The organism is Blautia sp. MSK.18.38, from assembly GCF_024460535.1.
Lineage (GTDB): Bacteria > Bacillota > Clostridia > Lachnospirales > Lachnospiraceae > Blautia_A > Blautia_A fusiformis.
Window position 1 is genome coordinate 11,528 of sequence record NZ_JANFYP010000007.1, and the last position, 19,496, is coordinate 31,023.

Consider the following 19,496-nt stretch of genomic DNA (forward strand, 5'->3'; position numbering starts at 1 on the left):
CGGACGCGTCTGTTTGTCAATAATTCTCGCAGGAATCCTTGAATCCCTATTTATTCCGTTTACCTCTATATTTCTCCTCACAATATTTACACCGGTAAACTTCATTCTCTTCATCTGCAAGAACAAAAATCTGATCCAGCCCCTGCTCGATGGAAGTAATGCAGCGAGGATTCTTGCATTTGATCACGTTCACAACCTGCTTCGGCAGCTTCAGCTCTTTCTTTGCAACGATCTTTTCGTCCTTGATGATATTTACGGTAATATTATGATCGATAAAACCAAGGATATCCAGATCCAGATCCTCGATGGGGCATTCAACCTTGATGATATCCTTTTTTCCCATTTTCTGGCTGCGGGCATTTTTGATGATAGCAACCGTACAGTCCAGCTTATCCAGCTTCAGGTCATGATAAATCGTCATTGCCTTGCCGGCTTTGATATGATCCAGAACATAACCCTCACGAAGAGCACCTACGTTTAACATGGCAGTTCCACCTCCAGTAATGTAAGAATCAGGGCCATACGGACATACACACCATACTGGACCTGTTTGAAATAAGCGGCACGTGGATCAGAATCCACTTCAACAGAAATCTCGTTAACACGTGGGAGTGGGTGGAGGACATACATATCCTTCGGTGCAAGCTCCATTTTCTGTTTGTCCAGAACATAGAAATCTTTCATGCGGACATAATCCTCTTCGTTGAAGAAACGTTCCTTCTGAACACGGGTCATGTACAGGATATCCAGATCCGGAAGTGCATCCTCCAGACGTTCCTCCTCGACAAACTCGACATTGTTGCGTTTCAGAACATCCTCACGGATATAGCTTGGAATACGAAGCTCCTCCGGAGAGATCAGAACAAATTTCACATTTTCATAACGGACCAGAGCCTCGATCAGAGAGTGAACGGTACGGCCGAATTTCAGGTCACCACAGAGGCCGATGGTAATATTGTCAAGTCTGCCCTTCAGGGAGCGGATAGTTAAAAGATCGGTTAATGTCTGGGTAGGATGCTGGTGGCCGCCATCACCGGCATTGATCACCGGAATGTTGGATGACATAGAAGCTACAAGCGGAGCACCCTCTTTCGGATGACGCATAGCACAGATATCTGCATAACAGGAAACAACGCGAATAGTATCGGCAACGCTTTCGCCTTTGGATGCGGAGCTGGAATCAGCAGAAGAAAAACCGAGAACCTTTCCTCCAAGATTCATCATGGCTGCTTCGAAACTTAAACGTGTACGTGTACTTGGTTCGTAAAACAATGTCGCAAGCCTTTTATCATCACAGGTATGCGCATACTTTTTTGGATTTTTCCCGATGTCGTCGGCGAGATTCAGAAGCTTATCAAGCTCTTCAACCGAGAAATCCAATGGACTCATTAAATGTCTCATGTTGTACCTCCAATTATTTACTGGAAATAAGATTCCTTCCAGTTATCATATAATATAACTGTGAGATTTTCAAGAGACTTTCCGAGGATTTTGTCGAAGAAGCCATTCGAAAAAGAGACCGGTAAAAAACCACAGAGGAGCATAGTCCAGCCGGATCACTCCTTTATACTGAAGCGGAACATGAGAATAATCCCAGGGACAGATGTGAAGCTTCTGAAAAAAAGATCCGCTTAAAAATTCCACGAAAAAAATCCCGCAGCTGTAAATGATCCCCCGTACCATAACCGGAAAGCGGGCAAGCTTGTAGTAAGCCGGACGGATCAGTGCTGCAAGTCCGTAAATAGGGAACATCAGAAGAGAGGTTTTGCCCATCATAGTAAAATGTCCGGTGACAAGAGAGTGCAGTCCTGTCCATAAGATCTCCAGACACCAGCCTGTAAAACCACATAGAAAAAAATCCTTCTTTTGCATTTTAAAGCTCCTTCTCATCAGCAGAAATCCTGCGCTTTCCGGAAAAATGTCAGTTTAACTGAATTAAGAAAGTCCCCTGCGGGGCTGCGAATATCCGCCTGGACTTTAAATATATTTAACGTGGAAAAGCGTCTTTAATAGCCTTCCCTGCCTTGAAAAAAATATACACGTGGGTTATAATGAACAAAATTATTACTGCAAAGTGAAAAAGCAGTAATGGATCATCAACACATGCGGAAGGAGAAAACAGACGATGAATTATGAAGAAAGTCGTGCCTACATCAGAGCTGCGGAATTGAAAAAGGGAATTGTTCTGGGACTGGAAAATATGAGAGAACTGATGAGGCGGCTTGGAGATCCCCAGGATGAACTGAAGTATGTTCATGTAGCGGGAACTAACGGAAAGGGTTCTGTGATCGCATATCTGTATTCCGCTTTATCAGGTGCAGGTTACCGGGTCGGAAGATATATTTCCCCGGCGGTCTATTCCTACAGAGAGAGGATGGAGGTTAACGGAGAACCTGTCAGCAGAGAGAAATTTGCAGCATATGTGACAAGGATCGCGGAGGTGATCGATGAGATCGTAAAAGAGGGAAAACCGCATCCGTCAGTATTTGAAATTGAAACTGCAGCCGCATTTCTTTATTTTCGGGATGAGAAATGCGATCTGGTATTAATGGAAGTTGGTATGGGCGGTGATCTGGATGCCACCAACATTATAAGTACTACAGTTCTTTCCATTCTGGTATCCATCAGTATGGATCATACGGCATTTCTTGGAAATACCCTGGGCGAGATAGCAGAAAAAAAGGCCGGCATCATTAAACCGAACAGTCATATGGTAACTGTAAAGCAGCAGCCGGAGGCAGAGGCGGTCATACGAAGAATATGCGCAGAACAGAATGTGCCATACGAGGCGGCAGACCAGGACAGCGCAGAGGTACTGGAAGCATCCATAACCGGCCAGACCTTTCTTTATAAAGGAGAAAAATATACAATATCCCTGGCAGGTGCCTATCAGAAGGAAAATGCGGTGGCAGCGCTCCGGGCACTGGAAATCCTGAATGAACAAGGATATCCCACAACACTGGTCCAGAGACAGGATGGATTGAAACGTACCACCTGGCCGGGAAGATTTGCACTTCTCGGGACAGAACCGGATTTTGTGGTTGATGGAGCTCATAACCCTGCAGCGGCAGACATGCTGGCAGCATCCATTGAACGGTATTTTAAGGGGAAAAGGATCATCTACATCATGGGAATGTTCCGTGACAAGGATTACCGCAAGGTCATCCGGAAAACAGAAAAATACGCAGATACCATCCTGACGATTGCGGCACCGGATAACCCCAGGGCTCTGACCCCGCAGGAGCTGGCAGATGCGGTGCGGGAATTTCATTCTGATGTAAGGCCCTTTGACAACATCGAAGCCGCAGTAGCAGAGGCCTATCAGCTGGCAGGAAAAGAGGATGTGATCATTGCTTTTGGTTCCCTGGCGTTCCTGGGGGATCTTACAGAAATTATCAGGAAACATAACGGAGGAAACCAATGACGGATTTGGAAAGATACAGAGACGAGATCGATGAGATCGACAGTGAGATCGTACGTCTCTTTGAAAAACGAATGAAGGTGAGTGAGGAAGTCGCTGAATATAAAATAAAAACCGGTAAGCAGGTACTGGATCCGGCACGTGAGAGCCAGAAGATCCATACGCTGAAAAACAAGGCCCACGGGGACTTTAACAGCCTCGGCGTGCAGGAGCTTTTTCGTCAGATCATGGCCATCAGCCGTAAGAGACAGTACCAGCTGTTGACAGAGCATGGGATTTACGGAGAGCGCAATTTCACAACTGTGAAGCATGTTCCCCTTGAAAACGCAACGGTTGTGTTCCAGGGTGTAGAGGGAGCCTACAGCTATGCGGCTATGCGGCAGTACTTTGGGAAAAATATCGAAAGCTACCATGTAAAAACATGGAGGACAGCTATGGAGGATGTAACCCATGGCAAGGCCGATTATGCGGTACTTCCTATTGAGAATTCTACTGCAGGTATCGTGGCTGATATCTATGACCTTCTTATGGAGTACAAGCTGTATATCGTAGGCGAGCAGATCATCCGTGTGGATCATGTGCTTCTGGGCATGCCGGATGCACAGATAGGGGATATCAGGGAAGTCTGCTCTCATCCTCAGGGGCTTGCCCAGTGCAAGGCATTTCTGGAGGAAAACCCTTCCTGGAAAAAGAAGGAAGTGGAAAACACCGCAGGCGCGGCCAAAAAGGTCAGTGAGGTGGGGGACAAAGGCGTGGCAGCTATCGCAAGCCGTGAGGCTGGTGAGGTATTTGGTCTGAAGGTCCTTGCAGAAAATATCTGCAGAGAAAAAGCAAACTCTACACGTTTTATTATTGTAAGCAGGAAACCGGAATACGAGGAAAAGGCCGGGAAGATCAGCATCTGTTTTGAGCTGCCTCATGAAAGCGGAACTCTTTACAACATGCTTTCACATATTATCTACAACGGACTGAACATGACCAAAATTGAATCCCGTCCGATTCCGGGAAAATCCTGGGAATACCGTTTTTTCGTGGATTTCACAGGGAAACTTGGCGAAAGCGCTGTGGAGAATGCGTTAAGAGGAATCGAGGCGGAGGCGAATGTTCTCCGTGTTCTTGGAAATTATTAAGAGACAGAGGAGCTAAATTATTATGTTGGCAAGAATTCAGGAATGTATCCTTTACCGTGGATTTTCAAACGGTGAGATACTGGACGATATGACAGAACTTATTAATCTTTATGAAGCAGATGAAGAAGCACTCAAGGCAAGAGAAGACCAGTTTTTCAAAAGTGTCAACGGGCTGGTGGAGCTGGCAGGAATGTACGGTTTTTCCGGAAATATCTGGCATACATATCTTACCTTCCTTCTGGTAAATCATGAGAACGCTTTCAGTATGGCAAGCGAGATACGAGGAGCGATCAAGGGCAGCATTAACGACCTGGCAAAAAATGATTTCCAGATTTTCAAGGAATTGTATGATTTTGACATCACGGTCTTTGATAAAGTGTTCGGAACTGTATGCTGCAGGGTGATCTGTGATTACCAGACACCGGATGAGAACAGCAAGCTCTTTAATACCAGGATCCGTGACCGTATCTGTCAGATGAGCAAAACCCTGGCAGCAGCCACCACAACCGAAGAATTTATGGATGATATGGTATCCTTCTATAAAGATTTCGGTGTTGGCAAGCTTGGTCTCCATAAGGCATTCCGTATCGGCCACGATGAGGAGGGAAAGGTGGAGATCCAGCCTATCACAAGGATCGCACATGTGAAGATCGATGATCTGGTAGGATATGAGATCGCCAAGAAAAAGCTCATTGATAATACAGAGGCATTTGTACAGGGGAGAAAGGCGAACAACTGTCTGCTCTTTGGTGATGCGGGAACCGGTAAATCTTCCAGTATCAAGGGAATCCTGAACCAGTATTATGATCAGGGACTTCGTATCATTGAGGCCTATAAGCATCAGTTCCAGGATCTTAATGAAGTCATCGCCCAGATCAAAAACCGTAACTATCGTTTTATCATTTATATGGATGATCTTTCCTTTGAGGAATTTGAGATTGAATATAAATACCTGAAAGCCGTGATCGAGGGCGGTCTTGAGAAAAAACCGGACAATGTCCTGATCTATGCCACAAGCAACCGGCGTAATCTTGTCCGTGAGCGTGCCACAGATAAGCTGGAGATCGCAGATGACAATGATCTGCATTCCTCCGACACCGTGCAGGAGAAGCTTTCCCTGGTATATCGCTTTGGTGTCCGTATCTACTTTGGCAAACCGGACAAAAAACAGTTCCAGGAGATCGTCCGTACACTGGCAGCTCGTTATGGAGTTACCATGCCGGATGAGGAACTGCTTTTGAAAGCCAACCAGTGGGAGATCTCTCACGGCGGACTGACCGGACGTGCAGCGCAGCAGTTTATTGATTACATTGTGGGAACAGAGGAAGAAAAAAAGAAATAGTTTACCTGTGTATTGGGGGAAAGGATGAAAAACTATGGCGGTGACAACCTTTGCAGCAATTGATATAGGCTCCTATGAAGTCAGTATGAAGATCTTTGAAATGTCAAAGCGGATCGGCTTCCGGGAGATCAATGATGTCCGTTACCAGCTGGAGCTGGGTCGTGGAACTTATGCTGCAGGACGGCTAGAGATGGAGACTGTAGATGAGCTCTGCGAGATCCTTAATGATTTTAAACGCATGATGGCTGAATTTGGGGTAGAAAGCTGGCGTGCGTGTGCAACAAGCTCTCTCCGTGAGCTGGAAAATCCGGTGATCATCCTGGAGCAGATCTATCAGAGAACTGGCATCCGGGTAGAGATCCTGAGTAATGCGGAACAGCATTTTCTGGGATATAAATCCATTGCTGCCATTGAATCCGGCTTCAAAAAGGCTATTCAGAAGGGGACGGCGATCCTGGATATCGGAGGAGGAAATCTGCAGATCTCTCTCTTTGATAAAGATGCTCTGGTGCTGACCCAGAGTATCCGTATGGGAAGTCTTCGTATCCGCGAACGTCTGAAAGAACTGGAGAAAACAACTCCACATTATGACCGGCTGATAGAGGAATTTATCCGAAATGATCTGATAAGCTTTCAACGTCTTTATCTTAAGGACAAGGAAATCTCCAATCTGATCCTGATGGGAGATTTTCTCACAGATACGATCTTTCAGGACAGATCCGGAGAGAATATCATCACAAAGGAGGAATTCCTGAAGAAATACGAGACCATTGTAAACATGTCCGATCATGACCTTGCCGAATCCATGGAGTTGGAACCGGAATATGCGTCTCTGATCGTGCCGAACATGGTTATCATCCGAAACTTTATAGAAATCTTTCAGGCAGAAGCACTCTGGATCCCGGGTGTTTCTCTTCTGGACGGGATTGCCTATGACTATGCGGAAAAAAACAAATATCTGAAAAGTGTACACAATTTTGAAAATGATATCCTGGTGGCATCCAGGAACATTGCCAAAAGGTATTCCAGTGGAAAGAACCACATTGCAGGAACTACCGATGTGGCACTGGATATTTTTGACAGCACAAGGAAGATCCACGGCATGGGAAAACGTGAACGGCTTCTTTTGCAGATTGCAGTTCTTCTTCATGACTGCGGAAAATATATCAGTATGAGTGAGGTGGCAGAATGCTCTTACCGGATCATCATGGCTACGGAGATCATAGGTCTTTCCACAGAGGAGCGGCAGGTGATTGCTAGTGCGGTGAGGTACAATACCAGAGAATTCGGCTGCTACAAAGAAATCAACCGTGAAACATCCATGAATAGGGGAAATTATCTCCTGACTGCGAAGCTGACCGCGATTCTCCGCCTGGCCAATGCTATGGACAGAAGCCATTACCAGAAGGTAAAAGCGCTTAATGTAACCTTAAAAGACAGGATCCTTTACCTGGTGGTGGATTCCGCAAGGGATGTTTCTCTGGAGCTGGGGCTTCTGAAAGATAAAAAAGAATTTTTTGAAGAGGTGTTTGGAATCCGGCTTGTAATGAGACGGAAGGGAAGAAGATAACGGAGGAGGTTTTTGTATGAAATTTAAGGAATTTGACAAACCGGAATATTTTGTAAACAGAGAGCTGAGCTGGATCAAATTTGATGATCGTGTGCTCAGTGAAGCCAGAGACAAAAATCTACCTCTGTTTGAGAGACTGAAATTTTTGAGTATCACCTCATCCAATCTGGATGAATTTTATATGGTCCGTGTTGCATCCCTGAAGGATCAGGTTCATGCAGGGTACAAAAAAACAGATATTGCAGGAATGACAGCCAAGGAACAGCTGAAAGCCATCAGCCGGCAGACACATGATCTTGTTCACGTACAGTACAGTACATTAAACCGGTCTCTGGTCCCTGCGCTTGAAAAAGCAGGACTTCATGTGATCTTTGAGCATGAGGCATTTTCCGAGAAGCAGAAAGAATTTGTGGATCAGTATTTTGAAGATAATGTATATCCGGTCCTGACACCAATGGCAATGGATTCTTCCAGACCGTTTCCTCTGATCCGTAATAAAACGTTGAATATCGGAGCACTTCTTTCCAAAAAAGATACCAAAAAAGGAAAAGAAGAGATTGATTTTGCCACTGTACAGGTGCCTTCTGTACTTCCGAGAGTAGTGATCATTCCATCTGAGAAAAAAGGCCATACAACCGTAACACTTCTGGAACAGATCATTGAGCGCAACATCGACAAGCTGTTCTTAAGCTATGATGTGATCTGTGCCCATCCGTATAGGATCATGCGTAATGCGGATCTTCCTATTGACGAGGATGAGGCAGAGGATCTTCTGGTTGAGATCCAGAAACAGCTGAAAAAGCGCCAGTGGGGAGAGGTGATCCGCCTGGAAGTGGAAGATAAGATGGATCCGCGGCTTCTGGATATTCTGAAAATGGAGTTTCAGGTTCATGGAGATGATATCTTTTTTATCAACGGACCGCTGGATCTGACCATGCTGATGAAGGTTTATGGTATTGACGGATACGAGCAGTTCAAGGAACCGAAATACAAACCGGCAGCAGTGCCTGCATTTCAGAATGATAAAGATATTTTCCAGGTGATCAGGGAGGGTGATGTGTTCCTGCATCATCCGTATATGAGCTTTGATCCGGTGGTAAATTTTGTGCGTCAGGCGGCAAAGGACCCGGATGTACTGGCAATCAAGCAGACCCTGTATCGCGTCAGCGGCAATTCACCCATCATTGCGGCACTTGCTCAAGCCGCAGAAAACGGCAAGCAGGTTTCTGTTCTTGTAGAGCTGAAAGCGCGTTTTGATGAGGAAAATAATATCGTCTGGGCAAAAATGCTGGAAAAGGCAGGCTGTCATGTGATCTATGGTCTGGTGGGCCTGAAAACACACAGTAAGATCACTCTTGTTGTGAGAAGAGAAGAAAACGGGATCCGCAGATATGTGCATCTGGCAACCGGAAACTATAACGATTCCACAGCCAAGCTTTATACAGACTGTGGTATATTTACCTGTGACGAACGGTTTGGAGAGGATGCAACTGCTGTGTTCAACATGCTTTCCGGATATTCCGAGCCGAAGCGCTGGAATCGCCTGATCGTTGCACCGATCTGGATGAAGGACCGTTTTGTAAAAATGATCGAAAGAGAAGCGGAGCATGCGAAAAAGGGAGAAGAGGCTCACATTGCGGCAAAGATGAATTCTCTGTGTGACCCTGAGATCATTGCAGCGCTGTATTATGCTTCTTCCTGTGGTGTCAGGATCGATCTTCTGATCCGCGGCATCTGTTGCCTGAAGGTGGGCATTCCAGGTATCAGCGAAAATATCCACGTGCGTTCGATCGTTGGTAATTTCCTGGAGCACAGCCGTATTTTCTATTTCCGCAATGGCGGTTCCGATGAAATCTATATGGGAAGTGCGGACTGGATGCCACGTAACCTTGACCGTCGTGTGGAGATTGTTTTCCCTGTGGAAGATGAGCGGATCAAGGAAGAGATCATGCATGTTCTGGATCTGGAATTCCGTGACAATGTAAAAGCACATATCCTGCAGCCCTCCGGTTTGTATGAGAAGCAGGACAAACGTGGCAAAACGCTGATAAATTCCCAGATGGAATTCTGCAGGGAGGCTACCGAGCGGGCAAAGGCAGCAAAAAAGGAGAAAAAAGAAAAGAAGAGAGTTTTCGTACCGGCTGAACCGGCGGAGGATATTATAAAATAGTAAAAGAAAAGGACAGCCTGTCATATCAATTTATGATACAGCTGTCCTTAAATAATGTTCTCAAAGATTATCCATATTATGTCAATACTGCATGATATTCAGAAAAACTGACAGCATGCGGACGTTTTTAATAACACTTCTTGCAGGCTTTATATCCTGCAGCTTCAGCCTGGGAGCGTGTCATCTCTGTGGCATTATCCGGATTCATATTTCCGCAGTTAGGGATCCGGTGGTACTTGCTCCCGGTAGCGGAGATCCAGACCATATCACCCACTGGCTCCGGATCGGCCTGCACTCCGGTCTGAGGATCTGCAGCAGCCGAATCAGAAGATCCATAGCCGGACGCACCGGAATCCTTATAAGCGGAGGAAGGCTGTGTGCCGGTATCCGATTCATCTCCAGCAGAATAATCATTACAGGGACTCTGGTTCCACTGGATATTGCTTCCGTCGCTGACTGCGATCACCGTACCCTGCTCATCAGTACGAAATACCTGTATTCCCATATCCGCAAGCTTATCCATGGTATCCTTATGAGGATGTCCGTAGGAATTACCGGCGCCGCAGCTGATCACTGCATATTCCGGAACAGTCTTCTGGAGCAGATCCCAGGTGGTGGCAGTGGCAGAACCGTGATGTCCCGGAACGATCACATCGCAGGAAAGATCAAGTCCCAGATTGTAGATCGCTTCCTCCCCGGCAGATTCTGCATCCCCAGTAAAAAGAAAATGGTTATTTCCGTTTTCCAGCCGGATCGCAACAGAATTGTCGTTATCGTTGCTGCTGATCGATTGAGGAGAAAGCACCGTAAATTTCCCGCCTCCGAAAGTAAAATCCGTTCCGGGCTCCGGATGCTGCACAGTTAATCCCTGAGAGGCAACACTGTTTTCAAAAGATTGATAGATCTTTGTATCCTGTACATAATCTGCACCGATCACATTTTTTACGGAAAAGCTGTCCAGGCATCCTATAAGACCAGCCACATGGTCCTCGTCATAATGGGAGGAGATCATATAGTCAATGATGGAAATATTCTGTTTCTGCAGATAGGAAACCACGAAACTGGAATGTCCTCGGTCACCGCCGTCATACAGGAGATTCTGCCCCTGTGACTGGACCAGGATCGAAAGCCCCTGCCCTACATCCAGAAAGTGTACAGCCATTGTTGTGTCAGCAGAAGCAGCCTCGGCTGTGTAAGCAGCAGAGGGAACTCCTGCGACTGTTAGCAGAACAAGCAGCAGAGAAAGAAAAAATGTCTGCAGCTTTCTGCGAAAAGAATGTTTGTGATGCATGAGAAGTCACCCCTTATCTTAAGTATTTTCAGGGGAAATTATAAAACAGAAGAGAAAGAAATGCAAAATAATATATGTGAAAATACAGAAAACAGATAAACAGGAAGAACGAAATTTTTATATGCAATGTTCAGAGCAACGTTTGATAACGATAACAGGAAAAAGTGAAGTATAACAATCACAAAAAAGCAGTCAGAATAAAAATCCTAACTGCTTTCAGCTGATAGCCAGTACGGGAATCGAACCCGTGTTTCCGCCGTGAGAGGGCGGCGTCTTAACCCCTTGACCAACTGGCCATATTCATTTGTGTCGTTTACTCTTGACTTCTGTTGTTTCCCGCAACCGACTTCGTTAGTATATAATACTTTCTTACAAAATGCAAGCACTTTTTTGCTTTTTTTGAAAAAAATTTTCACCCTGTTTTTTGACAATTTTTTTGACGGAAAAATCGATTGATGATATGATAGATACAAAACGAAATGGAATAAAAAAATATAAAGAGGAAGAGTATGGATTACAGAAAAAAGAAAAATTTGATATGGAAGGGAGAATCCTTTCTTTTTGTTGTGGTACTGCTGGTTTTTGGCGCGATCTTTGCGGCGATCCACACAGGGGGGCTGATCCAGAATCAGGACAGTGTACAGCTTCTTAACAAAGGATGGTACTACATAAAAGACGGAAAAAAACAGGAGATCACCCTGCCTGCGGAAATTCCGGCAAAAACAGGTGAAAAGCTGATCCTGTACAATGAAAGTCTGGGAGCGGAAAGCAGAGGAATGACCGTGGTTTCTACAGGAGCCCAGTACGATCTGGTGATACGCCTGAATGGAAAGATCCTGTATGAATATAAGGAGGCCATGTTTTCCAAAAATGTGCAGATGCGTTCCAAGGTGCAGTGCATCGCCGCTCTGGGTAATGACACAGAGGGAAAAGTCCTGACGTTCAGCTATTCTGCGCCTCAGAGAGGAAAATATGTTATAGAGCCGGTATGCATAGGAACTGGAAGTGCAATAGCCTGGTATCAGATCAGAAAAGCAGCCATTCCTTTAGGGGCGGCAACGATCATGATCGTATTAAGTATGATCGCCCTGTGCATCTGCATCTATATGAGAATAAGGCAGATGTCGGACAGACGGTTCCGGGATGTGGCACTGTTCCTTATGATGTGCAGTATCTGGCTGGTGACGGACTCATCACTGGCACAAAGCTACAGCAGATGCCCCGAAGTATTATGTCTCATTTCTTTTTATATGTTCATGCTGCTGGCAGTTCCGATGTTGCGTTTTTTGCAGAATATCGGAAACATGAAAAAATACAGGCTCCTGGATCTTGGAATCTTTACATTTTATCTGAATGCTGTTTTACAGGGAGTTCTGGTGATCCTGGGAGCCTTTGAATTTAAGGATATGCTGTTTGTAACACATATCCTGCTGTTTGTGTGGGTCCTGATATCAGCGGTACTTCTGATCCGGGAGTACCGGAAGCATAAACAGCGTGAGATACATCTGCTTCTCATTGCATATATCATCGTGGGAACAAGCGGTATCATAGCGCTGATCCTGTACTGGCTGTTCGAGATTTCCTACTATGGATCCATTTTTGAATTGGGAAATCTTGTGTTTCTTGTGCTGGTCATTGCAGACGCAGTCATGATGATGGCAGACAACGTCCGTTACCGTCTGGAATCCCAGGCTTACGAACGACTGTCCAGAGAGGATGGGATGACAGGACTTGAGATGAGAGCCAATTTTGAGAAAAAACTGGAAAGTATTTCCGCAGATATGGGCAGATACCGGGATATCCTTCTTATGTATATCGATATCGATCAGCTTCGCGTGATCAACGAAGAATACGGACGGGCTGCAGGAGACGAGATGGTGGTGATCTCGGCCAGATGTGTGGAGAACGTTTTCCGGGAAAAAGGAACCTGCTACCGCATCGGCGGGGATGAATTTGCGGTTCTGGTCTATGATCCGGAAGTACCGGATGAATTCTGGCCGGAACGCTTGAAAGAAGAGCTACGGAATATCGGGAGAGGATGCAGACATCGTTTTTCGTTGTCCCTGGGATGCAGCCATCTGCGAAATAAGGATGGCTCTCTGAAATCCATGGGAGAATGGAAATATGAGGCAGACAGGAAGCTTTATGAGAACAAAAAGAAGGGGGATTTGAAAAATGGAGTATATTAACTGTTTTCAGATCACATCCCTTGTTTTGGTGACGATGATCGCGATACATTATTTTTCTCATAAAAGACTGAACAATGCGGAAAACAGGAATTTTGTATGTTTTCTGGCTTTCAGCGGCGTTTACGTGCTGCTGGATATGCTGAGTGCGGTGATCGCGGGAGGCGGCAGCAGCGAAGGCTGCAGAATGTCAGCGCTGGTCCTGACGCTCTATTATTTCTGTGATGTCATACTTACCTACGGGATTTTCTGCTACATTCGGATCATCACCGGAAGACAGAAGGAGAAGTATAAATGGCTGAAAACCGGCTGGGTGGTCCTGCCGGCTGCAATGCTGCTGGCAGTTACAGCAAACTTACGGACGGGATGGCTTTTTTATTTTGACCAGGAATGTAGATTTATCCAGGGAAGTTTTCATTTTCTGCTCTATGGATATGTATTCTTTTTTATGCTGGTGATCGTTGCATTTATGTTACTTTATGGAAAAACAGCAGAAAAAGAAATACGGCGCACCATATGGAGATTTTGGTTTATCGAAGCAGCCTGCCTGTTTCTCCAGATTGCCGCGGAAAGAATACTGCTTACCGGCTTCGGACTTTCTGTAGGACTTTGGCTGATCTATCTTACTATGAACAATCCAGGTGAATATACGGACAGTATGACAGGTTTATTTGACAAACAGTATTTTGACAAATGGATCGGAGAAAAGCTCTATCGAAAAGAAAGCTTTCATCTGCTTGCTGTGGATGCCCGCAATATGAAGCAGATCAACCGGATCTACGGTACCAGAGTGGGAGATCAGCTGCTGATCCGGGCGGCGAAGGGATTTCGGGAGATCACGGATTCAGTGCAGATCTTTCGTATCACAGGCAATTGCTTTCTGGCAGTGCTGGACTCGCTGACAGATTATGAAAAAGCCAGAGACGGCATAGAAGAATTTCTGAAAAAGCCGTTTTTTATCGAAAACGAAAAGGTGTCGTTCCATGCTGCAATCTGCGGGATCATGAATGCGGAAAAAATGGAAAAAGAGGATAGTATTCTTTCTTATATTGAATATATGATCTCTCTGATACAGAACCGTCAGGATACGGTCCTGATCCAGTCGGACAGCAAGATCCTGGAGGGCTTCCGCTATGAACAGGAAGTGGAGCATTTTCTTCAGAAGGCTGTGAAAGAGGATCTGTTTGAAGTATATTATCAGCCGGTATATTCTATAAAAAACCAGGATTTTATTACTCTGGAGGCACTGAGCCGGCTGAAACATCCTGCTCTGGGAATGATCCCGCCGGATGTGTTTATCGGGATCGCGGAAAAACAGGGAATGATCTCGGCAGTGGGATGTCTTCAGCTTCACAAGGTCTGCCGTTTTATAAAAGAACATGAATATATCATGAAGAAGATCCGGAATGTGAAATTCAATCTTTCTCCTTCCGAATTGATGAAACCCGGATACAGCCATGTGCTTATCGGGATCATACAGGGGTATGGATTAGATCCGGGATATTTTCAGTTTGAGATCACGGAAAATGTGGCAACCGAATACAGCGAAAGCTTCTGCACAGCCATTGATGATTTTGCAGAAGTGGGGATCCACATGTGCCTGGATGATTTTGGTTCCGGTTATGCAAATCTGAACGCAGTTCTTCGCATTCCGTTTTCAGCAGTAAAAATGGACCGTTCTCTTTTGTCCGGGGTCAGCAGCGATCCTCAGACGGCTACCTTTTATCGCAGCATTGTCATGATCCTGCAGCATATGGGATATAAGGTGATCGCAGAAGGCGCTGAGACCGAAAAGGAGGTAAAGCTTCTGGAAAAATGGGGTGTGGATATGATACAGGGATATTATTTTTCCAGGCCCCTGTGCGAGGAGAAGCTTCTGGAAAAAATTTCCTGAAATGATCAGAAACAGGCGGAAAACATGCTTTCATAAAAAGCAGGGTTTTCCGCCTGTTGTATTCAGACAGACACAAATTGCTTGAAGTTTACAGATACTTTTGATAGAATAGATAGGCTGTGGCGGCTGAAGAAAGCGATTTTTCGGAAGATCGGTTCCTTGAACTGCCACGCGTATCTTTTGGAAAAATTGCAGAAAAAAGATGATCATGTGGACTTTACAAGTACATATATTTTGAGTATAATACAAACAAATGTTCGAATATAAAAAAGAAAGGAATCAGTGGAATGGCAAAAAAAGACACTTATGATGCGGGCAGTATCTCTGTCCTGGAGGGCCTCGAGGCCGTGCGAAAGCGCCCCGGTATGTATATCGGAAGCGTATCCAGAAAGGGACTGAACCATCTGATATATGAGATCGTAGACAATGCGGTGGATGAGCACCTTGCAGGGTACTGCAGCCGTATCCATGTAGTTCTTGAGAAGGACGGTTCCTGTACAGTAGAGGATAATGGACGAGGGATCCCGGTGGATATGCATGCCAAGGGAATATCTGCGGAGCGTCTTGTTTTTACAACCCTTCATGCAGGCGGTAAGTTTGACAATTCCGCATATAAGACAAGCGGCGGACTTCATGGTGTAGGTTCTTCCGTAGTGAACGCATTATCTACGTATCTGGATATTAAGATCAGCCGTGATGGCTATATACATCATGACCACTATGAGAGAGGAATCCCTACCATTGAACTGGAAGCAGGACTTCTCCCCAAATTAGGGAAGACCAGAGGTACCGGAACCTGTGTGAATTTCCTTCCGGATCCGGAGATTTTTGAGAAAACAAGATTTGGAGCAGCGGATGTAAAGAGCCGTCTTCATGAGACTGCCTATCTGAATCCGGAGCTTACCATCCATTTTGAGGATCGAAGAGGGGACACTCCTGAGGATATCGAGTATCATGAGCCGGAGGGAATCGTAGGCTTTATCCGTGACCTTAACAAGAATGCACAGCCTCTCCATGATCCGGTTTATTTTAAAGGAGAGGCAGACGGGATCCAGGTGGAGGTTGCTTTTCAGTTTACCAATGAGTTCCGTGAGAACGTTCTCGGATTCTGCAATAATATCTACAATGCAGAGGGAGGAACTCATCTGACCGGATTTAAGACTACATTCACAACGGTAATGAACACCTACGCACGTGAGATCGGTGTACTGAAGGATAAAGACCCCAATTTTACAGGTGCAGATATCCGAAACGGAATGACTGCTGTAGTCTCCATCAAACATCCGGCACCCCGCTTTGAGGGACAGACCAAGACCAAGCTGGATAACCAGGACGCATCCAGAGCCACCGGCAAGGTAGCAGGAGAACAGCTGGTACTGTTTTTTGACCGAAATCTGGAAACACTGAAGATCGTCCTTTCCTGTGCGGAAAAGGCGGCCAAGATCCGTAAGACCGAGGAGCGTGCCAAGACAAACCTTCTCACCAAACAGAAATACTCTTTTGATTCCAACGGCAAGCTGGCCAACTGTGAGAAAAAGGATCCGTCACTGTGTGAGATCTTTATCGTAGAGGGAGATTCCGCCGGCGGTTCGGCCAAGACAGCCAGAGATCGTAACTATCAGGCGATCCTTCCAATCCGCGGTAAGATCCTCAACGTAGAGAAGGCTACCATCGACAAGGTGCTGGCCAACGCAGAGATCAAGACTATGATCAATGCCTTTGGCTGCGGCTTTTCCGAAGGCTACGGAAATGATTTTGATATCACGAAGCTTCGTTATGACAAGATCGTGATCATGGCCGATGCGGATGTGGATGGTGCTCATATCTCTACTCTGCTTCTGACCTTGTTTTACCGTTTTATGCCGGAGCTTATCTATGAGGGACATGTGTATATTGCCATGCCACCTCTTTATAAGGTAATGCCGAAGAAGGGGCAGGAGGAATATCTCTACGATGACAAGGCTCTTGAGAAATACCGTAAGAGCCATAAACCGGGAAGCTTCACGCTCCAGAGATACAAAGGTCTCGGTGAGATGGACGCCCAGCAGCTCTGGGAGACTACCCTGAACCCTGAGACAAGAATGATGAAGCGTGTGGAGATCGAAGATGCCCGCATGGCCTCCGATGTGACAGAGATCCTGATGGGAAGCGATGTTCCGCCACGTAAGGCCTTTATCTATGAGCATGCAACAGATGCAGAGCTGGATATTTGATTGGGAGAATAAACTATGAATACGAAACAGGACAATATCATCCGCACCGATTATGCGGAGATCATGCAGAAATCATATATCGATTACGCCATGAGCGTTATCATTTCCAGAGCACTGCCGGATGTACGTGACGGACTGAAGCCGGTACAGCGCCGTACCCTTTACGATATGTATGAGCTTGGCATCCGTTACGACCGCCCGTACCGTAAATGTGCCCGTATCGTAGGAGATACTATGGGTAAATATCATCCCCACGGTGACAGCTCCATTTATGATGCGCTTGTAGTCATGGCGCAGGAATTTAAAAAGGGTCGTACACTGGTGGACGGACATGGAAACTTTGGTTCCATTGAAGGCGACGGAGCCGCAGCCATGCGATACACAGAGGCCCGCCTGGAGAAGCTGACCCAGGAGGTTTTTCTGGAAGACCTTGATAAGAACGTTGTGGACTTCATGCCGAACTTTGATGAAACAGAGAAGGAGCCGGTAGTACTTCCGGTGCGTATCCCAAATCTCCTTGTAAACGGAGCAGACGGAATCGCCGTTGGTATGGCTACCAGTATCCCGCCGCATAACCTGGGCGAAGTGGTGGATGCTGTGAAGGCATACATGAAGAATAATGATATCAGCACCCGTGGGCTGATGCGTTATCTCAAGGGCCCGGATTTTCCGACAGGTGGTATCGTAGTAAATAAGGACGACCTTGTAAAGATCTATGAATCTGGAACAGGTAAGCTCCGTATCCGTGGACGGGTGGAAATAGAGAAGCTGAAGGGCGGTCGCCAGCAGCTGGTGATCACAGAGATTCCTTACACCATGATCGGTGCAAACATCGGAAAATTCCTTAATGATATCGCAACCCTGGTAGAGACCAAGAAGACCACAGATATCGTGGATATTTCCAACCAGTCCTCCAAAGAGGGGATCCGTATCGTTCTGGAACTGAAGCGCGATGCAGACGTGGAGAACCTTACCAACATGCTCTATAAGAAGACCCGACTGGAGGATACCTTCGGTGTCAACATGCTGGCAGTTGCAGACGGAAGACCGGAAACACTGGGACTGAAGCAGATCATTGCTCACCATGTGGACTTTGTATTTGAAGTAAATTCCAGAAAATATACAACCCTTCTTGCCAAGGAACAGGAGAAACGGGAGATCCAGGAAGGCCTTATCAAAGCCTGCGATGTCATTGATCTGATCATCGAGATCCTCCGTGGCAGCAAGAGCCGTGACCAGGTAAAGAAATGCCTGACCGATGGTATCACAGAAGGGATTAAATTCAAGACCAAGACCTCCGAAAAAGCGGCAAAAACCCTGAAATTCACAGAAAAACAGGCCGCAGCTATTCTGGACATGCGTCTTTACAAGCTGATCGGTCTGGAGATCGATGCTCTGATGAAGGAGCATGAGAAAACCATGAAGAACATTGCTGCTTATGAGGATATCCTGAATAATTATGACTCCATGGCAGCAGTGATCATGGGTGAACTGGATCAGATCAAGAAGGAATACGGCAGTAAGCGTAAGACTTCCATTGAAAACGCCGAGGAAGCTGTTTATGAGGAGAAGAAGATGGAAGAGACCGAAGTCTGCTTCCTGATGGATCGTTTCGGATATATGCGTCTCATTGACAAGAATGCCTACGAGCGTAATAAGGATGCCGCTCATGCAGAGAGCCGCTATGTCTTTACCTGCATGAATACGGACAAGATCTGTATCTTTACAGATACCGGCAAGCTCCACACCGTGAAGGCAGAGGATATCCCGCTGGTGCGTTTCCGTGATAAAGGTGTTCCGGCAGATAATCTGGGTAATTATGATAGTACTTCCGAGCAGATCCTTTATGTGGCACCGCTGAGCCAGGTGGCAGCCTCCACAGTGCTCTTTGTTACAGAGAACGGCATGTGCAAGCTGGTAAAAGGAGAAGAGTTCCGTGCTTCCAAGCGTACCATTGTTTCCACCAAGCTTGCAGAGGATGACCGCCTTGTATTCGTAGGAGCAGCGGACGAGATGGATCAGGTTGTGTTCCAGTCTGAAAAGGGTTACTTTCTCCGTATCATGAAAACCGAGATCTCCGTCACTAAGAAAAACGCTATGGGTGTCCGCGGCATGAAGCTTACCGGCGAAGACCGGATCCACCATGCGTATCTTTTGGAAAGCAGGCAGGAGTATGCCATTACCTACCACGACAAACCATATGTACTTAACAAAGTCAAACTCGCCAAGCGAGACACCAAAGGTGTGAAGCCGAGAATCTGATCACCACCCCGCCATCT

At 46.1% G+C, this 19,496-nt stretch carries 13 protein-coding genes and 1 tRNA gene; 9 read left to right on the forward strand and 5 right to left on the reverse strand.

All coding sequences use genetic code 11. The features are described 5' to 3' along the window. Window positions 1-46: 46 nt before the first annotated feature. The 3 genes from NE638_RS06000 to NE638_RS06010 form a co-directional block, all read right to left on the reverse strand. Complete coding sequence (locus NE638_RS06000) at window positions 47-484, reverse strand: aspartate carbamoyltransferase regulatory subunit (RefSeq protein WP_015525765.1); 438 nt, start codon at window positions 482-484, stop codon at window positions 47-49. Next, complete coding sequence (gene pyrB / locus NE638_RS06005) at window positions 478-1,401, reverse strand: aspartate carbamoyltransferase (RefSeq protein WP_022426605.1); 924 nt, start codon at window positions 1,399-1,401, stop codon at window positions 478-480. Before pyrB ends, NE638_RS06000 begins: the two co-directional genes overlap by 7 nt. A gap of 69 nt (window positions 1,402-1,470) precedes the next feature. Next, window positions 1,471-1,872: a putative ABC transporter permease gene (locus NE638_RS06010; protein ID WP_044960605.1), complete on the reverse strand. Its 402-nt coding sequence runs from the start codon at window positions 1,870-1,872 to the stop codon at window positions 1,471-1,473. A 253-nt stretch (window positions 1,873-2,125) separates the two neighbouring features. Here NE638_RS06010 and NE638_RS06015 point away from each other — a divergent pair, with 253 nt between their 5' ends. From NE638_RS06015 to NE638_RS06035, 5 genes are read left to right on the forward strand one after another with little or no spacing between them, the layout of a single operon-like run. Then, the gene (locus NE638_RS06015; protein ID WP_015525769.1) at window positions 2,126-3,424 is read left to right on the forward strand and encodes a bifunctional folylpolyglutamate synthase/dihydrofolate synthase; all 1,299 of its coding nucleotides are present in this window, start codon (window positions 2,126-2,128) and stop codon (window positions 3,422-3,424) included. Beyond that, window positions 3,421-4,551, forward strand: coding sequence for a prephenate dehydratase (gene pheA / locus NE638_RS06020; RefSeq protein ID WP_021650329.1), 1,131 nt, complete (start codon window positions 3,421-3,423; stop codon window positions 4,549-4,551). The genes NE638_RS06015 and pheA overlap by 4 nt, the downstream gene beginning before the upstream one ends. A 25-nt stretch (window positions 4,552-4,576) precedes the next feature. Beyond that, on the forward strand, window positions 4,577-5,893 hold the full coding sequence (locus NE638_RS06025) for an ATP-binding protein (protein ID WP_173745930.1): 1,317 nt from the start codon (window positions 4,577-4,579) through the stop codon (window positions 5,891-5,893). Between the two features lie 34 nt (window positions 5,894-5,927). After that, entirely contained in the window at window positions 5,928-7,463 is a 1,536-nt protein-coding gene (locus NE638_RS06030) for a Ppx/GppA phosphatase family protein (RefSeq protein ID WP_118752447.1), read from the forward strand. A 16-nt stretch (window positions 7,464-7,479) separates the two neighbouring features. Next, window positions 7,480-9,633 carry an RNA degradosome polyphosphate kinase gene (locus tag NE638_RS06035; RefSeq protein WP_173741592.1) on the forward strand — a complete coding sequence of 718 codons (2,154 nt, stop codon included), beginning with the start codon at window positions 7,480-7,482 and terminating at the stop codon, window positions 9,631-9,633. 127 nt (window positions 9,634-9,760) lie between these two features. Here NE638_RS06035 and NE638_RS06040 read toward each other — a convergent pair whose 3' ends face one another. Beyond that, on the reverse strand, window positions 9,761-10,924 hold the full coding sequence (locus NE638_RS06040; RefSeq protein WP_173745917.1) for a ComEC/Rec2 family competence protein: 1,164 nt from the start codon (window positions 10,922-10,924) through the stop codon (window positions 9,761-9,763). 224 nt (window positions 10,925-11,148) lie between these two features. Continuing rightward, a tRNA-Glu gene (locus NE638_RS06045) sits at window positions 11,149-11,220 on the reverse strand. 213 nt (window positions 11,221-11,433) lie between these two features. On the opposite strand from NE638_RS06045, the gene NE638_RS06050 reads away from it, so the two are divergent. From NE638_RS06050 to NE638_RS06065, 4 genes are all read left to right on the forward strand, one after another. Continuing rightward, complete coding sequence (locus NE638_RS06050) at window positions 11,434-13,113, forward strand: GGDEF domain-containing protein (protein WP_173745918.1); 1,680 nt, start codon at window positions 11,434-11,436, stop codon at window positions 13,111-13,113. Then, window positions 13,100-15,004, forward strand: a complete 1,905-nt coding sequence (locus NE638_RS06055) for a GGDEF domain-containing phosphodiesterase (RefSeq protein WP_244094807.1) — start codon at window positions 13,100-13,102, stop codon at window positions 15,002-15,004. Before NE638_RS06050 ends, NE638_RS06055 begins: the two co-directional genes overlap by 14 nt. 287 nt (window positions 15,005-15,291) lie before the next feature. Further along, on the forward strand, window positions 15,292-17,217 hold the full coding sequence (locus NE638_RS06060; protein ID WP_022426613.1) for a DNA gyrase/topoisomerase IV subunit B: 1,926 nt from the start codon (window positions 15,292-15,294) through the stop codon (window positions 17,215-17,217). 15 nt (window positions 17,218-17,232) lie between these two features. Then, window positions 17,233-19,479: a DNA gyrase/topoisomerase IV subunit A gene (locus NE638_RS06065; RefSeq protein WP_173745919.1), complete on the forward strand. Its 2,247-nt coding sequence runs from the start codon at window positions 17,233-17,235 to the stop codon at window positions 19,477-19,479. The last annotated feature ends 17 nt before the right edge of the window (window positions 19,480-19,496 follow it).